At 49.7% G+C, this 23,449-nt stretch carries 23 protein-coding genes and 1 pseudogene; 7 read left to right on the top strand and 17 right to left on the bottom strand.

Going from position 1 to position 23,449, the window contains the following annotated elements; all coding sequences use genetic code 11:
• Positions 1 to 32 precede the first annotated feature (32 nt).
• The 3 genes from BEB42_RS18775 to fdhD form a co-directional block, all read right to left on the bottom strand.
• Complete coding sequence (locus tag BEB42_RS18775) at positions 33 to 2,339, bottom strand: hypothetical protein (RefSeq protein WP_000355936.1); 2,307 nt, start codon at positions 2,337 to 2,339, stop codon at positions 33 to 35.
• 1 nt (position 2,340) lies between these two features.
• Positions 2,341 to 4,176 carry an ATP-binding protein gene (locus BEB42_RS18770; protein ID WP_000105777.1) on the bottom strand — a complete coding sequence of 612 codons (1,836 nt, stop codon included), beginning with the start codon at positions 4,174 to 4,176 and terminating at the stop codon, positions 2,341 to 2,343.
• A gap of 311 nt (positions 4,177 to 4,487) precedes the next feature.
• Positions 4,488 to 5,324, bottom strand: a complete 837-nt coding sequence (gene fdhD / locus BEB42_RS18765) for a formate dehydrogenase accessory sulfurtransferase FdhD (protein ID WP_000753610.1) — start codon at positions 5,322 to 5,324, stop codon at positions 4,488 to 4,490.
• A 193-nt stretch (positions 5,325 to 5,517) separates the two neighbouring features.
• On the opposite strand from fdhD, the gene fdnG reads away from it, so the two are divergent.
• Genes fdnG through fdhE form a run of 4 tightly spaced genes read left to right on the top strand, consistent with a single transcriptional unit; the run spans position 5,518 to position 11,041 of the window.
• Positions 5,518 to 8,568, top strand: a complete 3,051-nt coding sequence (gene fdnG, locus BEB42_RS18755; RefSeq protein WP_015953878.1) for a formate dehydrogenase-N subunit alpha — start codon at positions 5,518 to 5,520, stop codon at positions 8,566 to 8,568.
• Between the two features lie 12 nt (positions 8,569 to 8,580).
• Entirely contained in the window at positions 8,581 to 9,483 is a 903-nt protein-coding gene (fdoH, locus tag BEB42_RS18750) for a formate dehydrogenase O subunit beta (RefSeq protein ID WP_000331377.1), read from the top strand.
• A complete protein-coding gene (gene fdoI, locus BEB42_RS18745; RefSeq protein ID WP_000829013.1) occupies positions 9,480 to 10,115 on the top strand; it encodes a formate dehydrogenase cytochrome b556 subunit in 636 nt (211 codons plus the stop codon). The genes fdoH and fdoI overlap by 4 nt, the downstream gene beginning before the upstream one ends.
• Positions 10,112 to 11,041 (top strand): formate dehydrogenase accessory protein FdhE, encoded by a 930-nt coding sequence (fdhE, locus tag BEB42_RS18740; RefSeq protein WP_000027715.1) that lies wholly within the window; start codon positions 10,112 to 10,114, stop codon positions 11,039 to 11,041. The genes fdoI and fdhE overlap by 4 nt, the downstream gene beginning before the upstream one ends.
• A 330-nt stretch (positions 11,042 to 11,371) precedes the next feature.
• On the opposite strand, the gene yiiF is transcribed toward fdhE, so the two are convergent.
• Together yiiF and BEB42_RS18725 are read right to left on the bottom strand one after the other, a co-directional pair.
• Complete coding sequence (yiiF, locus tag BEB42_RS18730; protein WP_001086392.1) at positions 11,372 to 11,614, bottom strand: protein YiiF; 243 nt, start codon at positions 11,612 to 11,614, stop codon at positions 11,372 to 11,374.
• Between the two features lie 216 nt (positions 11,615 to 11,830).
• Positions 11,831 to 12,049, bottom strand: coding sequence for a CopG family transcriptional regulator (locus tag BEB42_RS18725; protein ID WP_000245495.1), 219 nt, complete (start codon positions 12,047 to 12,049; stop codon positions 11,831 to 11,833).
• A 248-nt stretch (positions 12,050 to 12,297) separates the two neighbouring features.
• Between BEB42_RS18725 and BEB42_RS18720 the strand changes: the two genes are divergently transcribed.
• Entirely contained in the window at positions 12,298 to 12,837 is a 540-nt protein-coding gene (locus BEB42_RS18720; protein ID WP_000339828.1) for a hypothetical protein, read from the top strand.
• A gap of 67 nt (positions 12,838 to 12,904) precedes the next feature.
• Here the strand turns inward: BEB42_RS18720 and BEB42_RS18715 are convergent, their stop codons facing one another.
• The 4 genes from BEB42_RS18715 to BEB42_RS18700 form a co-directional block, all read right to left on the bottom strand.
• The gene (locus BEB42_RS18715) at positions 12,905 to 13,183 is read right to left on the bottom strand and encodes a hypothetical protein (RefSeq protein WP_000102977.1); all 279 of its coding nucleotides are present in this window, start codon (positions 13,181 to 13,183) and stop codon (positions 12,905 to 12,907) included.
• A gap of 61 nt (positions 13,184 to 13,244) precedes the next feature.
• Positions 13,245 to 13,457: a hypothetical protein gene (locus BEB42_RS18710; RefSeq protein ID WP_000197771.1), complete on the bottom strand. Its 213-nt coding sequence runs from the start codon at positions 13,455 to 13,457 to the stop codon at positions 13,245 to 13,247.
• Between the two features lie 84 nt (positions 13,458 to 13,541).
• Positions 13,542 to 13,832 carry a NadS family protein gene (gene nadS, locus BEB42_RS18705; protein ID WP_000356397.1) on the bottom strand — a complete coding sequence of 97 codons (291 nt, stop codon included), beginning with the start codon at positions 13,830 to 13,832 and terminating at the stop codon, positions 13,542 to 13,544.
• On the bottom strand, positions 13,833 to 14,144 hold the full coding sequence (locus BEB42_RS18700; protein WP_032269392.1) for a hypothetical protein: 312 nt from the start codon (positions 14,142 to 14,144) through the stop codon (positions 13,833 to 13,835). It abuts the gene before it with no gap.
• 228 nt (positions 14,145 to 14,372) lie between these two features.
• Here BEB42_RS18700 and BEB42_RS18695 point away from each other — a divergent pair, with 228 nt between their 5' ends.
• Positions 14,373 to 15,281, top strand: coding sequence for an alpha/beta hydrolase (locus tag BEB42_RS18695; RefSeq protein ID WP_001353711.1), 909 nt, complete (start codon positions 14,373 to 14,375; stop codon positions 15,279 to 15,281).
• A gap of 168 nt (positions 15,282 to 15,449) precedes the next feature.
• Here the strand turns inward: BEB42_RS18695 and BEB42_RS26795 are convergent, their stop codons facing one another.
• The 8 genes and pseudogenes from BEB42_RS26795 to yihV form a co-directional block, all read right to left on the bottom strand.
• Positions 15,450 to 16,364: a transposase gene (locus tag BEB42_RS26795; RefSeq protein ID WP_227456976.1), complete on the bottom strand. Its 915-nt coding sequence runs from the start codon at positions 16,362 to 16,364 to the stop codon at positions 15,450 to 15,452.
• A gap of 12 nt (positions 16,365 to 16,376) precedes the next feature.
• A pseudogene (locus BEB42_RS26790) lies at positions 16,377 to 17,264 on the bottom strand (hypothetical protein); the annotation flags it as partial.
• Positions 17,265 to 17,678: 414 nt separating this feature from the next.
• The gene (fabY, locus tag BEB42_RS18680) at positions 17,679 to 18,620 is read right to left on the bottom strand and encodes a fatty acid biosynthesis protein FabY (RefSeq protein WP_001297068.1); all 942 of its coding nucleotides are present in this window, start codon (positions 18,618 to 18,620) and stop codon (positions 17,679 to 17,681) included.
• Positions 18,621 to 18,664: 44 nt separating this feature from the next.
• The gene (gene dtd, locus BEB42_RS18675) at positions 18,665 to 19,102 is read right to left on the bottom strand and encodes a D-aminoacyl-tRNA deacylase (protein ID WP_000560983.1); all 438 of its coding nucleotides are present in this window, start codon (positions 19,100 to 19,102) and stop codon (positions 18,665 to 18,667) included.
• Entirely contained in the window at positions 19,099 to 19,971 is an 873-nt protein-coding gene (locus BEB42_RS18670) for a virulence factor BrkB family protein (protein WP_000920762.1), read from the bottom strand. The genes dtd and BEB42_RS18670 overlap by 4 nt, the downstream gene beginning before the upstream one ends.
• Positions 19,965 to 20,564: a glucose-1-phosphatase gene (yihX, locus tag BEB42_RS18665; protein WP_001315111.1), complete on the bottom strand. Its 600-nt coding sequence runs from the start codon at positions 20,562 to 20,564 to the stop codon at positions 19,965 to 19,967. The genes BEB42_RS18670 and yihX overlap by 7 nt, the downstream gene beginning before the upstream one ends.
• A gap of 98 nt (positions 20,565 to 20,662) precedes the next feature.
• Positions 20,663 to 21,448: a DeoR/GlpR family DNA-binding transcription regulator gene (locus tag BEB42_RS18660; protein WP_000059678.1), complete on the bottom strand. Its 786-nt coding sequence runs from the start codon at positions 21,446 to 21,448 to the stop codon at positions 20,663 to 20,665.
• A 33-nt stretch (positions 21,449 to 21,481) separates the two neighbouring features.
• On the bottom strand, positions 21,482 to 22,378 hold the full coding sequence (gene yihV, locus BEB42_RS18655; RefSeq protein WP_000621624.1) for a sulfofructose kinase: 897 nt from the start codon (positions 22,376 to 22,378) through the stop codon (positions 21,482 to 21,484).
• 167 nt (positions 22,379 to 22,545) lie between these two features.
• Here yihV and yihU point away from each other — a divergent pair, with 167 nt between their 5' ends.
• Positions 22,546 to 23,442, top strand: coding sequence for a sulfolactaldehyde 3-reductase (gene yihU / locus BEB42_RS18650; RefSeq protein WP_000718879.1), 897 nt, complete (start codon positions 22,546 to 22,548; stop codon positions 23,440 to 23,442).
• Positions 23,443 to 23,449: the final 7 nt, after the last annotated feature.

Here is a 23,449-nt window from a genome sequence, read left to right as displayed (position 1 = left end):
GGAGTGTCATGTCCCCCACCATTAATCATGCACTACATCCCGTAGCGTTCGGCAATAGTGGCATGTTTCTCTTCATTCGCCCCGGCTTCTTTGGCGAGACGCCACCAGCACAACGGATGTTCCCAGTCAGCGGTCAATTCGTGCAAGGTCTTATCGATATCACCTTTAGAAATTGAACGCGGCGCACTGATAACAAAGTAGAATGCGGGAAGTGGCTGCGCATCTTCACCCTGATGACTGTCCGTTAACGTATAGTCGTCATTACTGTTGCTCCAGTAGTACCAGTTTCGTTCACGGAGCGCCTCACGGAAAGTATTAAACTCTTCTTCACCAGGCATGACACCTTCGCAGAACCAGGACTCGCCGTATTCGGTCGGGATAATGGTGTTCAGGCACCCATAAAGCGGAGTGAAATTCTTCCGTTCTTCCTCATCCTCTGGTTGGGTGTTCAATATTTCTGCATCGAATACCACAACTTCATCAACATGTTGCGGATAATCGGTCCGGTAAGTTGGCTCAATGATCCTTGCTGTTACCGGCCCAATACGTTGAGCATAGTAATAGCGGTATTCATAATTTTCCCGGAAGCGGATGTTTAACAGCCCCCATTTTTCGTCAATAAAACCTTCGCCTTCCGTGAGCTCGATTTCCAGTTCAGCAGCAATAGCACGAACCAAATCCCATTGTTGCAGGATGCTGGCGGTCGCCATGATATCCCACTGGAGATTGCGAATATCTTCTTCACGGCTAATCATCAGTTGCTGCAATTGTTGTAAATAATCCAGCTGTCGATCCCAGGCTTCCTGTTTTTGTGCTGCCCAAGAGCACATGCGATAAACGCCAACCCACTCACGCCCTTTTTCGTGTTGCAGCAACTGTTGCCCAATCGACTCCAGTTCACTCCAGTCTTCCTGTTGGTTGAGCACTCGCGCACGGAACCACAAGGCCATATGTAGCAGCCCCGCCTGTTCATACTGCTTCGCCAGGTGCTCAATGGTTTGCAGATCGTCACGGTGGAGCAATAAATCCAACAGATCGAAGCAAAGACCATTATCTTCCTGGATGTGGCTTTCGACGTAGCGTTGCAGAAGTTCAATCGACTCATCAATCGCATTACAGGCGTTTAACGCATTGACCAGTTTGCCCAGCAATTCCGCATCATCTGGCGCGTTCAGGTAAGCGCGGCGGAATGTTTCGACGTCTTTTTCTGGATCTGGTTGCGTTTCTTCATCGCTATTTTCAGGTACTTCTACAACCGGACGAGCAAGCAACTCTGCTTCTTTGGCGGCGATTTTTTCACTCAGTTCGAGAAACTCACGATCAACCCCCAGTAACACGCGTAATTTTGGCATGTGTCGCTGGGCCAGTTTCATCGCTATTTTGGCAACCCAGACGGATTCACGCTCCAGCGCCAGGGTAATTTGCAGTTTCGCCAGATCAACCACTTTGCGGTGCGCTCCGGCCTGCGAGCGGTGCTCCAGCATTTTTTGGATGATGCGCGCCAGTTGCCAGTTGTTTCTTTGTGGATGACGGGGAAGTAACACAGTAATGATTTTCAGCCATGACCCCCATGAATGGGGAGTCAGATCTGACCAACGCGGTAATTCCTCCCAGACTTCTTCGTCCTGCCCGCATAACGCCATGATGTACAGTTTTTTGAGGTGATTACTAATGCGGTCGCGGCCCCAGTAATCATTGGCTTCTGTCAGCTCATCAATCAGTATGCGTGCTTCATCATAACGCTGAAGTTCAATCAGAATATCGGCACGAGTATAAAGTAATGCATCAATATCATCTTCCCCGGCTGCTTTAACTGCGTCGATTTGTCGATCCAGATAAGCCAATGCCTCCTCTATTCTTTTGGAATCTATCAGTGCACTGGCATATTCAGTGGACAAACACTGAAAACAGCTCCAGGTCGGATCAATCCGCGCGATGGTTTCTTCACATACCGCCATACGTTCATTCGCCCAGCCAGGTGCATCAATATTTTCGTAGCAGGCGGATAAATCCTGGGTAACGCAGATAGATTGTGGGCAATCTTTTGTCTCTTCCCGGTGCGCTTTTTCAAACAGCGCCACTACGTCAGGCAGTACTTTTTCACCTTCTTCGCGGTTAGTCAGGCGATGGCGCATTTCCCAGTGACCAATAAAAATCTCCAGCCACGGATTTTTTGCCACCTGGGTAAGTGCTTTTACTTCAGGTAACAGCGAATCGCACTTTTCCATTTGCAGGTGCATAACGCCTTCCGAATAATCATCGATAAGTTGCGGAATATATTCCTGCCCGGCATCGCGTAACTCCTTAGTATATTTGTGATACCACTCCCATATATCCATTTTATTTTCCTTGATTAATTAAGACAGGAATAACCTGAGTAAAATCTTCCAGTGCCTGATGTAAATCCCACTGCTGTTCTTTATTACCACTGGAGCACAAAATCACTTTCAGCGATTTTAATAACCGTAATGCTGCCGCTGGCTGTTGATGGTGTTGTAATGCCGTCACCAGTTGCATGACACAGGGGTTATTAAGATTGATATACAGACTTGAAGTTTTAGTCTTTTGGATTTGCGAGGTAAATTGCCGCGCCAGCATTAACGCTGCGGTGCTGATGCGTTTATCTGCGTCATCCTGTTCGAGAATTTGTTTTAATTCTGCTTCGCGGTCTGGCGTGACCACGAGCGGTAAAACCGCTGGTTCGAAGCGGGAGATAATTAATTGCTCGCCGTCGCAAAGATGCTCTTCCAGATAAGCAACCTGCTCTTCAGGTAATTCTGCCAGGCTGAACAACTGCTCATTACCCGTTTGCGTACCGACTTCGATAATCCGGCAGTGATATAACAGCGCCCAACGACGTAAAAATGGCACCACCGCATAACGATCGCCACGGGCTACGGGCCGTTGCAGAATATGAAACAACATCTCTTCAAAACCGCCGTCGCGGCTTAACAGAATATGAATGCTGTTATTAACGCGTAAATCCTTCGCCAGCAACGCCCCTTTTGACGTTGGCACCTGCAAGCGATCTTTGAGCAAATCAAACAGACGGTCATCACATAATGCCGCACCGAGCAACGCTTCGTTGTGGCGCATTAATACACGCCGCCAGATTTCTGGCTGATTTTGTGCGAGATCGGACAAACCAGAAATCAGCGCCTCTTTTAACGCCTCCTGCACCGCAACCCAGGTTTCGTCCCGCTGGAGATCTTCCCGGCTCGCCGTAGGCGTTAGTTTCGATGACTCAATCACGCCGCCAATAAATCCGGCCCAGGGAGGTAACAACTCACGCGCTTCATCATCCAGTAACATACCGCGCAAAAACAGCGACAGGTTGCGGTTATCGCTGGTGCCGTAGGTTGCGCCATCCTGAATCCATAAAATCCCGACCGCATCGCTCATACCCGCTGGCACCACCGGAATGGTGCAAATCGGTTCAAAGGAGGATTCAAACTGGGCGGCAAAGGCGAGATTTTTACGCTGCACCAGCGCGCGGTGTATGGTTACGCCTTCGGGGGCAACTTCACGCCACGGTGGTTGAAGTTTATTTACCGGCTCGCTGGCATCGCCGACATAGACCGGTTCGTGCAGCAATATGCAGTAGCGGGAAAGAACGCGGTTCAGCAGATTATTACTCGCCAGATGGCTGTACTCTTCTTTGAGCGTCAGAATCACCTGCGTTCCCGGCGCCGAGGACTGATGCGGCGTAACGGTATATTTTTGCCCGTCGGTAGAGTGGTATTTCCAGCTCTGATCCGGCGTTTGCCAGGATGTGGTCAACACCGTGACCTCTTTCGCCAACACAAAGGCCGACAAAAAACCGAGGCCGAACATACCAATTAAACCGGTGTTGTCATCCTGCTGGCGCAACATTCGGGTATAACCCACGCCCACTGTCGCCAGGAAGCCGTGAATTTCGCTTTCTGTCAGACCCGCACCGGTATCGGTAATGGTGATGGTGGACTTCGCCACGTCTGCCACTACACGAATTTGGTTATCCTTTGGCGCATCGGGCTGCTCAATCCTGCGGCGAACGATCGCATCATGGCCGTTCTGCACCAGCTCGCGCACGGCAACTACGGGAGTGGAGTAAAGATGCTTACTGAGCACCTCAATTAAACCGTTTAAATTAACTTCTGTAGAATATGAACTGCCAGGTAACTGTAATGTACTCATTTTTCAATACTCATAATCCATCACCTACTATTGAAAATACATTGCTGTTTTTTACAACCGGTGCAAGGTTTGTTATTTGCATTCACTCATCGGAAACATTTATTTATTGACGCGATGATTAAAACAAAATGTCTTATATAAATAATGATTAATTCTTAAAGGATTAATGCGACTGGAGTATATCGATATAAACTGGAATTAACGAGATAATTTCTTGTGGTGAAATTATTATTTAAATGCTGAATAATATATTGAGGATTATTTAATAGAAAAATAAAACCGCAATCCAGAATCAGAATTGCGGTATTTCTTTAATTATGAATCAAACGCTGCGGATGGGTATAAACCGTTGCCCGACCCGGCTTACAAAAGCCCACCAGCGTCAAATTACAGCGCTCAGCCACTTCTACGGCAAGCGTGGTCGCGGCAGACACCGCAAACAAAATTTCTACGCCGCACATCGCTGACTTTTGCACCATTTCATAACTGGCACGACTGGAAACCAGCACCGCACCTTGATGCCAGCTTTCCCCTTCTTGTGACCGGCGGCCTAACAGTTTATCCAGCGCCACATGGCGACCCACGTCTTCATGCCCGCCTACCAGTTCGCCAGATGGCAACATCCAGGCAGCGGCGTGAGTACAACCAGTCAGTTGCCCCACTGGCTGGAAATCATTGAGATGGCGTAATGCATCATCCAGTTTGTTGAGATCAAATGTCTGAGTGAACGGCAGCGGCTGCACCGGTTTACCGATGTCATTAAGTTGCTCCACGCCGCACACGCCACATCCCGTACGTCCCGCCAGTGCCCGACGACGCTCCTTCAACCCCATAAAGCGGCGGCTGGAAAGCTCAATTTGCACTTCCAGACCATTACAGGAAGGAACGACATCCATGCCAAAGATATCGCGCGGACTTTCGATAATCCCCTCGGAAAGCGAAAAACCGAGCGCAAAGTATTCAAGGTCTTTGGGCGACGCCATCATCACCACATGCGAAATGCCGTTGTAGACCAGCGCAACGGGAACCTCTTCCGCCACCTCATCTAACCGTGGGTGTTGTAAATCGTCACGCCGCCATAACTCAATTTGACGAACACCTGTGACATTTGTCACATTTTTGATTTCTTTTTGCTGTGTTTTTTTCACTTTCTATTAACCGGATAAGAACACACACACCAACATTATGGTATTCTGTTACAAACCCTTCCTGGATGGAGGGAAATTGAGCCAATTCTGGACCTTTGCGGCCCCTTCCGCAAAGAAAAATAACTCCCACTCCCTGCACACGCAGCAAGCGAATGTAAATGGGACGTGACAATGTCGAAACAAGGAGCAATCCATGCAGGTCAGCAGAAGGCAGTTCTTTAAGATCTGCGCTGGCGGTATGGCAGGCACCACGGCAGCGGCACTGGGTTTTGCACCCAGCGTAGCACTCGCGGAAACCCGGCAGTATAAACTGCTGCGCACCCGCGAAACCCGTAATACCTGCACCTATTGTTCCGTAGGCTGTGGGCTGTTGATGTACAGCCTCGGTGACGGAGCAAAAAACGCCAAAGCATCTATCTTCCATATCGAAGGTGACCCGGATCACCCGGTCAACCGCGGTGCACTTTGTCCGAAAGGCGCTGGCCTGGTGGATTTCATCCACTCCGAAAGCCGTCTGAAGTTCCCGGAATACCGTGCCCCTGGTTCTGATAAATGGCAGCAAATCAGTTGGGAAGAAGCGTTTGATCGCATCGCCAAATTGATGAAAGAAGACCGCGATGCTAACTACATTGCGCAAAACGCCGAAGGCGTGACTGTTAACCGCTGGCTCTCCACCGGAATGCTGTGTGCTTCCGCGTCGAGTAACGAAACCGGCTATTTAACGCAAAAATTCTCCCGCGCGCTGGGTATGCTCGCGGTCGACAACCAGGCGCGTGTCTGACACGGACCAACGGTAGCAAGTCTTGCTCCAACATTTGGTCGCGGTGCGATGACCAACCACTGGGTCGACATCAAGAACGCCAACCTCGTCGTGGTGATGGGCGGTAACGCCGCTGAAGCTCACCCGGTCGGGTTCCGCTGGGCGATGGAAGCCAAAATTCACAACGGCGCGAAGCTGATTGTGATCGATCCTCGCTTTACGCGTACGGCGGCGGTGGCTGACTACTATGCCCCTATTCGTTCCGGTACTGACATTGCTTTCCTGTCAGGCGTATTGCTGTACCTGCTGAACAATGAAAAATTCAACCGCGAATACACCGAAGCCTATACCAACGCCAGCCTGATCGTGCGTGAGGATTACGGCTTTGAAGATGGCCTGTTCACCGGCTACGACGCGGAAAAACGCAAGTACGATAAATCCAGCTGGACCTACGAGCTGGACGAAAACGGCTTCGCCAAACGCGATACCACGCTGCAACATCCGCGCTGCGTGTGGAACTTGCTGAAACAGCACGTTTCCCGTTATACGCCAGATGTGGTTGAAAACATCTGTGGCACGCCGAAAGACGCGTTCCTGAAAGTCTGCGAATACATCGCAGAGACCAGTGCTCACGATAAAACTGCCTCGTTCCTTTACGCGCTCGGCTGGACGCAACACTCCGTTGGTGCGCAGAACATTCGTACGATGGCGATGATCCAGCTACTGCTCGGCAATATGGGGATGGCAGGCGGCGGCGTTAACGCCCTGCGCGGTCACTCCAACATTCAGGGGCTGACGGACCTGGGGCTGCTGTCGCAGAGCCTGCCAGGTTACATGACGCTGCCAAGCGAGAAGCAGACCGATCTGCAAACCTACCTTGCCGCCAATACGCCGAAACCGCTGCTGGAAGGCCAGGTTAACTACTGGGGCAATTACCCGAAATTCTTCGTCTCCATGATGAAGGCCTTCTTTGGTGATAAAGCGACGGCAGAAAACAGCTGGGGCTTTGACTGGTTGCCGAAGTGGGATAAAGGCTACGACGTCCTGCAATACTTCGAGATGATGAAAGAGGGCAAGGTCAATGGCTATATCTGCCAGGGCTTTAACCCTGTTGCCTCATTCCCGAACAAAAACAAAGTGATCGGTTGTCTGTCGAAACTGAAGTTCCTCGTCACTATCGACCCGCTGAACACTGAAACCTCTAACTTCTGGCAGAACCACGGTGAGCTGAACGAAGTGGACTCGTCGAAGATCCAGACCGAAGTGTTCCGTCTGCCATCGACCTGCTTCGCGGAAGAGAACGGTTCAATCGTTAACTCCGGTCGCTGGTTGCAGTGGCACTGGAAAGGTGCGGACGCCCCAGGGATTGCGCTGACTGATGGCGAGATCCTCTCCGGTATCTTCCTGCGCTTGCGCAAGATGTACGCCGAACAGGGTGGCGCGAACCCGGACCAGGTGCTGAACATGACCTGGAACTACGCCATCCCGCATGAGCCGAAGTCGGAAGAAGTGGCGATGGAGAGCAACGGTAAGGCGCTGGCCGATATTACCGATCCGGCAACCGGGGCGGTTATCGTCAAGAAAGGCCAACAACTTAGCTCGTTCGCCCAACTGCGCGATGACGGTACCACCTCCTGTGGCTGCTGGATTTTCGCCGGTAGCTGGACGCCAGAGGGCAACCAGATGGCACGCCGTGATAACGCCGATCCGTCTGGCCTCGGTAACACGCTGGGCTGGGCATGGGCATGGCCGCTTAACCGCCGCATTCTGTATAACCGCGCCTCCGCAGATCCGCAGGGTAACCCGTGGGATCCGAAGCGTCAGTTGCTGAAATGGGACGGCACCAAATGGACCGGCTGGGATATTCCGGACTACAGCGCAGCGCCTCCGGGCAGTGGCGTCGGGCCGTTTATCATGCAGCAGGAAGGCATGGGGCGTCTGTTTGCCCTCGATAAGATGGCGGAAGGTCCGTTCCCGGAACACTACGAGCCGTTTGAAACGCCGCTGGGAACTAACCCACTGCATCCAAACGTTATCTCGAACCCGGCGGCGCGAATCTTTAAAGACGATGCCGAAGCATTGGGTAAAGCCGATAAGTTCCCGTATGTCGGAACCACCTATCGTCTGACCGAGCACTTCCACTACTGGACCAAACACGCGCTGTTGAATGCGATTTTGCAGCCAGAGCAGTTTGTGGAAATCGGGGAGTCGCTGGCGAATAAACTTGGCATTGCCCAGGGCGATACCGTGAAAGTCTCCTCCAACCGTGGCTATATCAAAGCCAAAGCGGTGGTGACCAAACGTATTCGTACGCTAAAAGCGAACGGCAAAGATATCGATACCATCGGTATTCCGATTCACTGGGGCTATGAAGGTGTTGCGAAAAAAGGCTTTATTGCCAACACGTTAACGCCATTCGTTGGTGATGCGAACACGCAGACGCCGGAGTTTAAGTCCTTCCTTGTGAATGTGGAAAAGGTGTAACGGAGACGACATATGGCTTATCAATCTCAAGATATCATTCGTCGTTCCGCGACTAACGGTCTGACCCCCGCGCCTCAGGCGCGGGACTTCCAGGAAGAAGTGGCGAAACTCATCGACGTCACCACCTGTATCGGCTGTAAAGCCTGTCAGGTGGCGTGTTCAGAGTGGAACGACATTCGCGATACCGTCGGCAATAACATTGGGGTGTACGACAACCCCAATGATTTAAGCGCCAAATCGTGGACGGTAATGCGCTTCTCGGAAGTGGAGCAGAACGACAAACTGGAATGGCTGATCCGCAAAGACGGCTGTATGCACTGTTCCGATCCAGGCTGCCTGAAAGCGTGCCCGGCGGAAGGAGCAATTATTCAGTATGCCAACGGTATCGTCGACTTCCAGTCCGAGCAGTGCATCGGCTGCGGTTATTGCATTGCGGGCTGTCCGTTCGACATTCCGCGCCTCAACCCGGAAGACAACCGCGTCTACAAATGTACACTGTGCGTTGACCGCGTAGTGGTTGGGCAAGAACCGGCCTGTGTGAAAACCTGCCCGACGGGGGCGATTCACTTCGGTACGAAAGAGTCGATGAAAACGCTGGCGAGCGAGCGCGTGGCTGAGCTGAAAACCCGTGGTTACGACAATGCGGGTCTGTACGATCCGGCAGGCGTGGGTGGTACGCATGTTATGTACGTGCTGCACCATGCTGACAAGCCAAATCTGTATCATGGCTTGCCGGAGAACCCGGAAATCAGCGAAACCGTGAAGTTCTGGAAAGGCATCTGGAAACCGCTCGCGGCTGTTGGCTTTGCGGCTACCTTTGCGGCCAGTATCTTCCACTACGTGGGTGTCGGTCCGAACCGTGCGGATGAGGAAGAGAATAATCTGCACGAAGAGAAAGACGAGGAGCGCAAATGAAACGACGTGACACCATCGTGCGCTACACCGCGCCGGAACGTATCAACCACTGGATCACCGCCTTCTGCTTCATCCTGGCGGCGGTGAGCGGGCTGGGCTTTTTGTTCCCTTCCTTCAACTGGTTGATGCAAATCATGGGCACACCGCAGCTGGCGCGCATTCTGCACCCGTTTGTCGGCGTGGTTATGTTTGCCTCGTTCATCATCATGTTTTTCCGTTACTGGCATCACAACCTAATCAATCGGGATGATATCTTTTGGGCGAAGAATATTCGTAAGATCGTCGTCAACGAGGAAGTAGGTGACACCGGGCGTTATAACTTCGGTCAGAAATGCGTTTTCTGGGCGGCGATTATTTTCCTGGTCCTGCTGCTGGTGAGCGGTGTGATTATCTGGCGTCCTTATTTTGCGCCTGCTTTCTCAATCCCGGTGATCCGATTCGCGTTAATGCTGCATTCATTTGCCGCAGTGGCGTTAATTGTGGTTATCATGGTGCATATCTACGCCGCCCTTTGGGTGAAAGGCACGATTACCGCCATGGTGGAAGGATGGGTTACCAGCGCCTGGGCGAAGAAACATCACCCACGCTGGTACCGTGAGGTCCGCAAGACAACGGAAAAGAAAGCTGAATGAGTATTCGCATAATCCCGCAAGATGAGCTGGGTTCGAGCGAGAAACGTACGGCGGATATGATTCCGCCGTTATTGTTCCCTCGGCTCAAAAATTTATACAACCGCCGCGCTGAACGTCTGCGCGAGCTGGCAGAAAATAATCCGCTGGGTGATTACCTGCGTTTTGCTGCGCTTATCGCCCACGCCCAGGAAGTGGTGCTGTACGACCATCCGCTGGAGATGGATCTGACCGCGCGCATTAAAGAAGCCAGCGCACAAGGCAAGCCACCGCTGGATATTCACGTTTTGCCGCGTGATAAGCACTGGCAAAAGCTGCTGATGGCAATGATTGCTGAGCTGAAACCTGAAATGAGCGGCCCGGCGCTGGCAGTGATTGAGAATCTGGAGAAGGCATCAAGCCAGGAGCTGGAAGATATGGCCAGCGCACTGTTTGCCTCTGATTTCTCGTCCGTCAGCAGCGATAAAGCGCCGTTTATCTGGGCTGCACTGTCACTCTACTGGGCGCAGATGGCCAATCTGATCCCGGGCAAAGCCCGCGCTGAATACGGCGAACAACGTCAATATTGCCCGGTTTGTGGTTCTATGCCGGTGTCCAGTATGGTGCAAATTGGCACCACTCAGGGTCTGCGTTACCTGCACTGCAACCTGTGTGAAACTGAATGGCACGTAGTGCGCGTAAAATGCAGCAACTGTGAACAGAGCGGCAAACTGCATTACTGGTCGCTGGATGACGAACAGGCCGCGATTAAAGCCGAAAGCTGCGATGACTGCGGCACTTACCTGAAGATTCTTTATCAGGAAAAAGAGCCGAAAGTTGAAGCCGTGGCAGATGACCTCGCCTCTCTGGTACTGGATGCGCGAATGGAGCAAGAAGGCTACGCCCGCAGTTCCATTAACCCGTTCCTGTTTCCGGGTGAAGGGGAGTAATCTCTGACGTTTTCCGGGTGGCGCAGGTCGCCCGGATTACAGTTGATAGGGTATGACGACACCATCTCTCGTATTCCGCGTTACCCATTCAAGACCATGCTGTTAGTGCCTGTTTGGCCTCATTCTTCCCGCCAACACATCGATAAGGTTATTGGTATGTCACTGATGACAAGCGTAAGATTGCCTGATGCGCTGCGCTTATCAGGCCTACCAATAAACTGCAATATGTTGAATTTGCACGACTTTGTAGGCAGGATAAGGCGTTCACGCCGCATCCGGCATGAACAACTCGCACGTTGTCAGCAATCTGATTGATATCATTTTTTCCCATTACCATTCCTCGCGCAGCTTACGCTGGTATTCGACACCATCTTCCTCACATCCTTGCCAGATGCCAAAAGCACTGGTTCTTGCTGTTTGCGATTGATTTACCTGGTATTGATCTACCGCTTCCCGTAATAATTCCGCACGAGGAAGATTACACTGCACCTCAAGATCATCAAGTTGCTTAATCACCTCATTCGATAAATCGAGTAAAATTCTGCCCATATCCATACCTGCCAGAGAGTTCATAAATATCTCGCCAATATCATTTTGAATCTATGGAGAGAAAAGTACCTTTGTCGAATGCTTAAAGAAAGTGCATTTACGTATCACTTTTATTTTTGCGAGGCGTTTTCCAGATATGATGTAACAGTTGCAGTTATTATAAGTTCAAGTAAAACAACCTTGTATTAATACCAGAATAAGGGCATCTGGTTTTTATATTCAAGAATAAAAAATTTTTTGTCATTCCTTATGCTCCTTACACTGATCATCGACCCCCACTGTCTCCCCCTTTTGCCTGCCTCCCTTTGCTTTACGCACCGGGAATTGCTGACGTTCCAGATATTGCTCTACCGCTTCGCGTAAAATTGCAGATCGTGAAACCTTACGCCAGCCCCGAAGCTTGTTCAGCCGTTTAATTGCCTCGTCTGATAAATGAAGAAAAACCGTACTCATCACCATCGCCACCACCTTACATATATCGTTCATCAATGCATGGTGCGAAAATTACGCCGAAAATTTAATTAATAAAAGCTGATTTTTGTATCTTGTTTTATTTTTGCGAGACGTTTTCCAGAAATAATGCTACAGTTGCATTCCTTTCAATTATTATTGAAAAACGGTTCAGCTATCGTCAGGGATGATTTACTATTCTTCATCAGATGCTGGCGCCCTCACAGGAAAGAAGTGGTAAATAATAAGGATGAGTTATGGATGCCATGAATATGTTTTGCTCAGTAATATTTATTTTCTTTATTGGTTTTGCATGGATCTTCGGTTACCTCATCCGCATGATGTACCCGAAAAAAATCAGCGTTTTTACCGCTCCAGGGTTTAGCGGGACCGTTACCCTGCCAAAAGCAGGAGACTACGCGGTAACTATTACACTCCCACATAATAGCGGCATTGCGTCAAACCTGCCCGGCGCGAGTTTTTATTCAGCGCAATTTAGTATATCTACGACTGGTAGGCAGCAAGATATTGCGCTGCAAAGAACAGGGAAGTGGGGAGCTTACTCGTGTAACAAAGATTTCAGTGGCAATAATAGCCATATTATTGGCCTGTTTCACTGTCATCAAACTCCGGCAAATTACGACATTATCTGTACTAATCCGGAGGTCATTCACGACACCTATAAAGTGGAGATCATTAACTATATCTCACTTGGAAAACAGATGATGAAAACCATCCCCGGTTGGATCCTTGTTTTTATTGCGATAGGGTTACTTATTATTCCGCAAGTAAGTTAATGGCAGAGATGACTGCACTGCATCCATCGCAGACCGGTCAGTGCTGCCACCAACCGGTCTTTAATTTCTAGTAGTAGTAAATTTGCGGATAACAGTCCGGGAACCAGACGATTCCTTGCGGATCATCCCCCTGCATTACCCGATAACATTGGCGTCGATCATCGGCACGACGGCGAAGCGTAGTGTAGAGCCGCTTCCATTCATGATCGCCCGGTGTACTGTAGTTTACCCAACAATCCATTGAAGGATGACGCCATTTACCTGTGAGTGTTGGGATCCCTGAATGCTTATGCGGCTTCGCTTTACCATTACGATCCCGGTCTTTACGCGTATTAAATGTGGACATTTTTAGTCTCCTGCTAAGAGTTCTAAAAATGTGCTTCCTTAAAATAGTTCATCATTTTCCCTTAATTCGAATAGCGTGCTTTTGCACGAATTTCCGATACGCGGGGACCATTATGATAACGTCGATGTCCACACATCCAACAAGAGCACATACAGGGAGTACGAAAGCAAACACCTGATGCTTTTTTGCTTCCATCGCCTGCTGTGCGATAACGACGGCGGATTTTTTTTAATCGCGCCATATGATGGCGACGTTCAGCACGATTACGGGTCATAGCAATACTCCTGAGCAGGCGGCACTATGCCGCTTTCATAGGAGTTCTGAATGCTGGTGCTTTCTGTATGGCATAACCATGCCTCTAACGGTTAAGTGCTTGCAGCACATGTTGCGGATCATTGGCAATCGCTCGCAGCAAAGCCTTTGCAGGCCCGGTCGGTGAACGCCGCCCCTGCTCCCAGTTACGCAACGTGTCTACGCTTACGGAAATAAGATCGGCAAATTTAGATTGTGACAACCCTGAAGCACGGCGTATTTCTTTGATTTTCATAGCATCAACTTCAAAAGTCCGTGAAGGCTGTCGCGTTCCTTCAATAATTTCATTCATCTGGGCCATGCTGTGAGTCAACCGCTCAAAAAGTGCCTTATCCATTTACCACCTCGTATTTAACAACCGGAGCATTGCTTTTTCCTGGGGAGACAGATCATCTTTAATACCCTTACGATAAATAAGCAGTAATCTGATCTCATAATGTTTAACCTGATGAAAGTAAATAACCCTGACACCAGCACGTTTCCCCTTTTCTCCTGAGACCCATCGAACCTTTCTTAACCCACCAGTTTCAGGTATTACCTCACCGTAGTCAGGATTCAAGGCCAGGAAAAACTGAAAACGACTGAATTCATCGTCATTCAGCAGTTTTTGAACATCTTCTGGGAAAATTTCCGTTTCGATGAAGAGTATAACTGTACGCCATTGGCTTAGAGTAACAATCCTTTTTGTACGTCATTGACGTACCCCTGAAACCACTAGCTTACTGATAGTGCTACAGCAAAACCACGTCTCTGCCGGGTTTGTCTTTACATTTGCGAGGCGCTTTCCAGATTTTCCACGCCCGTGAATTTCCCTGTATCCATCCAGTAAAAACGGGTGTATAAAACTGTACATTCATACAGCAAAATGAGTTCTACTATGGCACTGGAAAAAGGAATTGCAGAGTTAGTCGAAGAGTTTATCGCTGCGGGTCGCCCCTCATCGCGTCAACAAAGTATTGCGCAGCGCAGGGAGGGCTATATCGCCAGCGCTGTCCTTGCGGGTGAGACAGAAACGCGGGTAGATATTCAGACTATCGAACTTGAAGCGATGACCTTACGAATAGTGTCGCCGCTGAATGCCCCTACATTACTCCCGACGATAATTTATTACTACGGTGGCTGTTTTGTTAGCGGCGGGTTCGCAACTCACGACAACCAGCTGCGCCAGTTAGCCTATTACGGGCAATGTCGGGTTATTGCCGTCCAGTATCGGCTGGCACCGGAACATACTTTCCCCGCCGCCCATGATGATGCGCAGCGAGGTGCAGAATTAGTCTGGCAACACGCCGAACGACTCGGCGTTGATAAACAACGGATAACTCTCGCCGGTGACAGTGCAGGTGGGCATCTGGCGCTGGTAACTGCTTTGCGATTAAAGCGTGCTGGCGAGTGGCAACCAGCACAACTCATCTTAATTTATCCTATGCTTGATGCGACTGCGCATTTCGAAAGCTACATACGCAATGGTCACGATTACATCATCACACGCGACACTTTACTGAGCGGCTTTGAGATGTACCTGCCAGGCATTGAACGCAGGCATCCTGAAGCCAGCCCTCTTTGGCGCGATGATTTCAATGGCTTGCCGCCTGTACATATCATTACCGCTGAATACGACCCACTTTGCGATGAAGGTGAAGCGTTGTATCACCGCATGACAGAGCAAGGAGTGCAATGCACCTGCCAACGCTACCTTGGCGTTATCCACGGATTTTTTCAGTTAGGTGGTATCAGTGAGGCTGCGCGATCGGCGCTACGGGATGTGGCCTGGAGAGCGGGAAGGTAACTCCTGAGCAGGCGGCACTATGCCGCTTTCACAGGAGTTCTGAATGCTGGTGCTTTCTGTATGGCATAACCATGCCCCTCGCGGCTAAGTGCCTGCACACTTCTCTCTTTGTATGTCATTTTTGCAATGCATTGGCCGAATTCTGGTAATTCAAATGAGTTTTACTCTTCAGACTCCCATCCCTACGGTATACGAGTTAGATTCATGAATGAAATCGACATTTTTAAAAAACGAATCTTGTAAAACATCCGTGTTGATATTACCTTGCAAACCAACATTGAATTTGTTAGAGACATGAAGAATTCGAATATCAAACAGGTCTTTTAACATCATTAATTCTTCAGCTGTTAATGACTCGCAACTAAAATATCCCTGTTGATCAAAAAGGTTTTCAATTTCTCCACCATAGGCGAGGCGTTTTTCAATGAGTGTTTGCAACATCGAGTTGCCAAGGACAATGGATATCGTGCGATCTTTCGCAGATTTACACCCCATCACAACGGCAACATTCGTATCCCCCTCAGGGGTTTCATTTAACGCTGTTGCTAAAATGGTGGTCAAACACGCAAACGGTACTGTATTTCTTTCGTGGTTTAACTTATCTACCAATTCATTCCATTTATCAAAAACCGGCCGATATTTTGTTTGTACAGAATTACCCATGTGGTTAAATAATCCAGCCATACGATTTTTTATCATCTCGATATCCGGCGAGTCAGAAATACTTTTCGCATAATACGGGCCTGATGATGTTGCATACATTAAAGCAGCGCCCACACCTGTCACCATGATAGGTGCAACCACGGTTTTGGCAAAGGCGACGCTGCGATGGCTATGCGCTTCACAGTCTAAAGGAATATATTCCACTGGCTGCGGTAAATCCTGGCATGCCTCCCTCATCATTGCGGTATGTTTTACAAACAACGGTTTTTCATTGCCAAAAAAAACTTTCTGCTTAATTGCACTAAGAAAACGCAAATCAAAAATGATTGTTTTTGGTTTATTATTTTTTGGCACATTTCCTATTATCCCGCTAAGAACCTTCCTTGCTGCATGGAGATTTTTTTGCACAGCACATAACACAATTGACGAAGCCTTCTCTACTTCGTTATTGATTTTAATTTTAAAATCTGCCCGATATACGTTGACGGGCAATGTAAGTATATCTGGACTTACATCTTTGGCTGAGTATTTATTGGTGATCGACGGTCGTGAATCCACGAGAAAACTTAGCTGCAAATTATGCTCTATATTATCAGCTGTTTTTGTGGTGTGGTTAAACATAGAGATGCCACCTCTCATTCTTTCACACATATCCTCAACTTTTTCACTTCGTTCTTGTGGCAATTTGGCTTTAACATTGATTTGATGATTTTTACCTGTGCATTCCTTAACTACAAGGGGAACGTTATCTAAAGCGCCATATAGGTTAATAACGTCACCAGGCTTTTTATCATGTAAGTAAGTTTGATTAATACTCGAGGCATTCACAAAGAGGTCAATATTATAACTGTTTATAACTTCACCTACATCAAATGTGTAGTGCTTACTCTGGAGGCTGCCATCCTTATTTAATTGTATATCAATCAATATATCCCCTGACTTTGTCACCATATCTTTGCCATAAACCATTTGCATAGCCATTTCGAGGAGGTTTTTATCTAACTGATTGCGGGCGTTGAGTAAGCGACTACCAAATAATTTATATACTGTTCCCGTCATTGCCAGCGCTGCGCTTTCTGGTACTTTGCGTTTCCACAGTGAGGTTTCTCTATTTTTGAACAGGTCATATTCATTATTACTCGACAACCCGAGTTTCAGTTCGTTAACACAATCGCACAGTTGCTCCTCACCTTCCATTTTAAGGCAAAGTGAAAAATGATTTAATAGCGTTTGCTTCGGTGATTCATTACTCGTTAGTTGTTTTTCTAAATTAACAATAGAATAACCTTCTTGTTTAATGAGATTAATATTGGCAACCATTACAGCCTCCTTCCCACGGTTTAAGAGCAAACATGCAACATAATTATTTACAACATCCAGAGCAGTAAATGAATGATACTGACAATGATGCCAGTCCATTATCTTTGCATAATGTTTGTTAGCTATAGATTTTAAAAATATTTATGAGAAAAGTATGGCACCAGAGGGGGGTTTGGCTATCAAAAATCGCTCAAACCTGAAGTAAGATGATGAATTAAGCATTATCGGCGATAATTGTCACTCACCTCTACAAATAATATTTAAATGCTCCTGAACAGTGATGTAGCAAGACACGTATGGTGCCAACGAAGAATAAAAATTTATAGCGTTCTTATTCAATATAACCGGAATAGTCAGGGGCTGATGTAAATGACCTGAATGAGTGAGAGAGGCTACACCGCCCCTCTCCATCAGCTACTCTTCTTCGTTCCCGCCCTCTTCATACGGGCCAAATGGCTTCGCGGGCAGAACGATATACGTGCCTTCAAACACCGCCCCCGGCGTCTCGTCGCCAAAGATTTCGACCTGCATCTGCACCCGTGCTTTACGTCCGCGCGCCAGACGGTCGAGGTCGCCACTTAAGGCACCGAGGTCGGCTACCGCATGCGGTTTACCGCTAATCGGCTTGCTGTAGCGGATATGCGCATCGGCCAGAATAATCGTTCCGCCGAGGTGGCGTTCGCGCAGCATCAGCCAGATAAGCCCCCAACCGGTAAGCGTTGCCAGTGAAAATAAACTCCCGGCAAACAACGTATGATGCGGGTTCTGATTGCCGGTTTCCGGCATGGTGGTGATAAATTTTTGCCCGGTATATTGCTGAATGCGTACACCCATTTTTTCGCTTAACGGGATGTGTTCATACCACGCCTGTTGCAACTGCGCGCACCAGTCGCCGCGATGCAAAATATCATCCAGAGTGGCGACGGGTTTAATCATCAGAAAATGGCGAATCGGCGTAGTGGTAGGTGTGGTAATTTCTCCCTGATTAACAAACCCCAGCTTGGCGAAAAACTCCACCGCGTCTTCACGGGCGCTGCAGGTCACGCGCTTAACGCCCTCCTGGCGCGCCACCGACTCCAGGGTCATCGCCATCAGCGTTCCTAACCCTTTGTCCTGCACGTCGGGATGAACGGCCATAAAGCGAATGGACGCTTCATTGTCGGCATTAATATACAGTCGGCCTACCGCCACCAGATTACCCTGCTCGTCGACGACCATCTGGTGATGCGCCATCGCATCCCACGCGTCGCGTTCCGAACCTTTCGGTTGATGCAGGGGCTTACGCAACATTTCCCAGCGAAACTGATAGTAACGCTCTAATTCTTCTTCTGTTTGTGGAACCCGAAGGTGATACATAGCGATACTCTCTCTTGTTTCCCGTGACAACCCTGGAAGCTGGCTCATACCTGCAACCAGAATGTTACGGGGCCATCATTGACCAGCGATACCTGCATATCCGCAGCGAAGCGTCCTGTTTGCGTGTTCATCTCTTGCTGACGGCAGCGTTCGACGAAATAGTCATATAACGCCTCTGCGCGATCCGGTGATGCGCCTTTGGAGAAACTTGGACGCATCCCCCGTTCGGTATCTGCGGCGAGGGTAAACTGGGAAACCACCAGCACACTGCCGCCCGCCTGTTGCACGTTGAGGTTCATCTTGCCTTCGGCATCGCTAAAGATGCGATAGCCGAGCACACGCTCGCACAGACGGTTTGCTTTCTGTTCGTCGTCATCCTTTTCGACACCCAATAACACCAAAAGTCCCGCGCCAATTTCGCCCGTCACTTCTCCCTCCACGGTGACGCTGGCACGGGTTACGCGTTGAATTAATGCAATCATGGTTCGTCGTCTTCTTCTTGTTCAGCTGCTTGTTTTAGTTTGCGGTATTCCCCGAGAGTGACAGTAATTTCCGCACCAAGCAAGACGATACACCATGTCCAGTAGACCCAAACAAAGAGAATGGGGATCACCGCCAGCACACCGTAAATGAGCTGATATGAGGGGAACATGGTGATATAAAGCGCGAAACCTTTCTTTCCTGCTTCGAACAGGAGTGCGGCGACAAACGCGCCGACAATCGCGTCGCGATTAGGTACGCGGATAGTAGGAACAATGCTGTACAGCAACCAGAAGGAGATCCACGACAACAGCAACGGAAAAATACGCAGCACGTTGTCGATGACAGTATTGAGATCGCTCGCCCAGCGCAGGGAGAGCAAATAGGAACTGATCGCCAGACTGGCCCCTGCCAGCAGCGGCCCCAGCGTTAAAATCATCCAGTACACGGCAAACGAGTAAATTTTTGGTCGCGCTCGTTTACTGCGCCAGATGGTATTCAACGCGCTATCGATGGAGTACATCAGCAATAATGCTGTGACGATCAGCCCACACGCCCCAACGGCGGTCATCTTGTTGGAATTGGCAACAAATTGTTCGATATATCGCTGAATAACATCGCCAGTTGCGGGCAGAAAGTTGGCAAAAATGAAGTGACGCAACTGAATACTGACGTCGGAAAACATGGGAAAAGCGGCGAAAAGCGCAAAAACAACGGCAACCAGCGGCACAAGAGAGAGCAACGACACATAGGCAAGATTACCTGCCAGGGTTGTCATGTTGTCCTCATCAATGCGTTGCCAGAGTAGTTTTAGCCAGGCCCATAGCGGACGGGTACGGTGCCTGGCTTTGTCCTGAATGGTTTTTAGCATAACACCTTCGCGAAATAGTCCGGGATGGTGGTTTTATCTTTCACCAGAATGCTGGTAATGCCTAGCTGATTAGCTCCTTCTATATTATCGGCGTTATCGTCGAAAAAGACCGTATCGCTGGGTGAAAAACCTTCCGCCTGCAAAACATGCTGGTAAATTCGTGCTTCAGGTTTGCGCATCCCCAGATCTTGCGACAGATAGATATGGTCAGCAGCATCACGAATTTCCGGGTATTCCTCCGGCCAGAAGGTGGTATGTAGGCGGTTAGTATTGGAAAGCACCACCACACGATGACCCTGCTCACGCAGTTTATGCATGATGGCGATCACTTCCGGGCGCAGCGCGACAAACACCGCCTGCCAGCCGTGGGAAAACTGCTCATAGCTTAGCGGTAGAGCCATCTCATGACACAGCGCCTCTGCGAACGCTTCGTCGCTAATTTCCCCACGCTCATGCTGATGAAACGCCTCGCCCATGTGGAAACTCTTCTTAAGCGTAGCCAGGGGAACACGCGTTAAATCGCTCCAGGCTCCCAGCACACGGTTAAAGTCGATATCGACAATCACATTACCTAAATCAAAGATATAGAGCATTTTTGCCTCCTTTCGCGCCACAAGAAATTAACTGTAGCGGGAAAGGATGGGTTTGGCTATGTGGTCAGGTATGAAGCAAGGTCAACGGTCACAAAATTCTACGCGTCTTCCTGGGGAAGGATGATTTCAATTTGGCTGTCTTGTAAGCGTGATTTTAGCGCAGCGGGCGGCAGCTCGTCGGTAAAGAGCGCAGTGACCTGTGCCACATTACCAATTTCAACCGCCGCCGAAGCATGATACTTAGTGTGATCGGCGACCAGCAGAATATTTCTCGCGTGCGCCATCATCGTTTTCACCACATTAGCTTCGTTTACATCAAACTCCATCAACGCGCCATCGCTCTCAATCGCCCCAACGCTTGTTACCAGATAATCAGCCCGAAAATCGGCCACAAAGGACGCCGCTGAAGGGCCAATGATCCCGCTATTATGAGAGCGCAACGTACCGCCGGGCACCATCACTTCAAAGCGCGGGTTGTGGTAAAGAATATGCGCCACACGCAGGCTGTTGGTGATTATCCGCAAATGATTGTGGTTAAGTAACGCCCGGGCGACATGTTCAACGGTCGTACCAATGGTGATAAATATTGTTGAACCATCAGGAATATAGTCTGCCACCGCTTCGGCAATCGCTTTTTTCTCTTCAGTTTGCGAAACCTCACGCTGTTCGAACGCCGTATTAACGACGCTGGAGGCCCGACCCGCGCCACCGTGATGGCGCGTGATCAGCCCTTGCTCGCTTAATTTACGAATATCCCGGCGGACCGTCTGCGTGGAAACATCCAGCAGATTTGCCAGCTCATCAATATTCATATACCCACGCTCGGCGATCAGCATGAGGAGTTGGTCGTGCCGCGGGTTACCGGTCAGTTCGGTAAGGCTCATGAAAATTCCTCGAAAAACCATCACCCTGGCATTTTATACAAAAAGTGACAAAAAAGATCGGGTTTGATCACAGTCAGGGATCCCGGCACGCCCACCGGGACGCGTGCATTTTAACGCCGCCACACCGCTGGCAAAGCGGACGGAATCCGCTAAATCTCCACCTGTTGCCAGCGCCACCGCCAATGCGCCGTGAAAAACATCGCCCGCACCGGTAGTATCTACCACATCAACTTTGAAAGCTGGCTGATGCTGTCGCCCGCCATTCTCCAGCCAGTCACAGCCTGCACTGCCCTGAGTAACATAGACATGTCCATTTGTGAGCATTTGTGCCTGTTTTAGGGCACTCGCCATCTCTTTCACGCCCGTTAGCCGCGCCAGACCCGGTTCTGAAAAAGCTGCATGATCGCTTAACGCCACCAGCTCACTGATATCCTGCGGCGTAATATCACCGTCCAGCACGGTCATCACGCCCGCCTGCCGCGCCAGAGTGAAGGCTTTTTTCGCGCCGTCATGCCAGCGTACATCTGCCAGCACCACATCCCACTGAGAGAAATCAATTTCCTCCAACCACTCTGCGTCAGGCAGCAGGTCCGGGCTGGGATAGTTAATGATGATTCGCTCTCCTTTGGCATCCACCATGATGGCGGATTGCGAAGATTTCGCCTGGTTATACCGTTTGGTGTAACGGGTGTTAACGCCCCAGGATTCCAGCTCTGCCAGCAGGCTGTTGCCCGTGTCGTCGTCACCGACGCGACCAATAAAATCGACCTGCGCACCCAGTCTGGCCGCCGCAACTGCTGCTGTAGCCGCTGGCCCGCCGCCAACTTCCGTATAATTTTTTGCCACGTACTTACCGCTCTCCGTCGGCAACCCTTCCACGTAATAGATGCGATCCATCACGGTAATTCCTACACAAGCAACACGAATCATGGTCATTCCTTAAGCATTTTGGGATGCGTTCATTTTAATTTCACCAATTGTTTAAAAAGTGACGGCTGTCAATTTTTTGACGATAAATTACAAATACGATCAAAAACAGACAAGCAAGGCATGTCATAAATGACAAAAAGTGACATCACTGTATTCAGGAGAGGGTTATGGCAGCAATCGCGTTTATCGGTTTAGGACAAATGGGTTCGCCAATGGCGAGCAATTTATTGCAGCAAGGGCATCAACTTTGCGTCTTCGATGTGAATGCCGAAGCCGTACAGCATCTGGTAGACAAAGGGGCGACTCCCGCTGCTAACCCAGCGCAGGCCGCTAAAGATGCCGAATTTATCATTACCATGTTGCCGAATGGCGATCTGGTGCGCAGCGTGTTGTTCGGTGAAAACGGCATTTGCGAAAGCTTATCTACCGATGCGCTGGTCATTGATATGTCGACCATCCATCCGCTGCAAACCGATAAATTGATTGCCGATATGCAAGCCAAAGGCTTCAGCATGATGGATGTTCCGGTAGGCCGTACTTCTGCAAATGCCATTACCGGTACTCTGTTACTGCTGGCTGGCGGCACCGCTGAACAAGTTGAACGCGCCACGCCGATCCTGATGGCGATGGGCAGCGAGTTGATCAACGCGGGCGGTCCGGGCATGGGGATCCGCGTTAAGCTTATCAACAACTACATGAGCATCGCGCTCAATGCGCTGTCGGCAGAAGCCGCCGTTTTGTGCGAAGCCCTCAATCTTCCCTTCGATGTTGCCGTCAAGGTAATGAGCGGTACTGCCGCCGGTAAAGGCCACTTCACCACTTCCTGGCCGAACAAAGTCCTCAGTGGAGATCTTTCTCCCGCCTTCATGATCGATCTTGCCCATAAGGATCTTGGCATCGCCCTCGATGTCGCCAACCAGTTGCATGTGCCGATGCCGCTGGGGGCCGCCTCACGGGAGGTTTATAGCCAGGCGCGCGCAGCGGGTCGAGGTCGCCAGGACTGGTCCGCCATTCTGGAGCAGGTCCGTGTCAGTGCCGGGATGACTGCCAAAGTAAAAATGTAACGACTGG

It is taken from the genome of Escherichia sp. MOD1-EC5990 (assembly GCF_002965285.1).
Taxonomy (GTDB): Bacteria; Pseudomonadota; Gammaproteobacteria; order Enterobacterales; family Enterobacteriaceae; genus Escherichia; species Escherichia coli_F.
The sequence above is the reverse complement of the archived record's forward strand: the minus strand, read 5'-3'. Positions and strand labels throughout refer to the sequence as shown.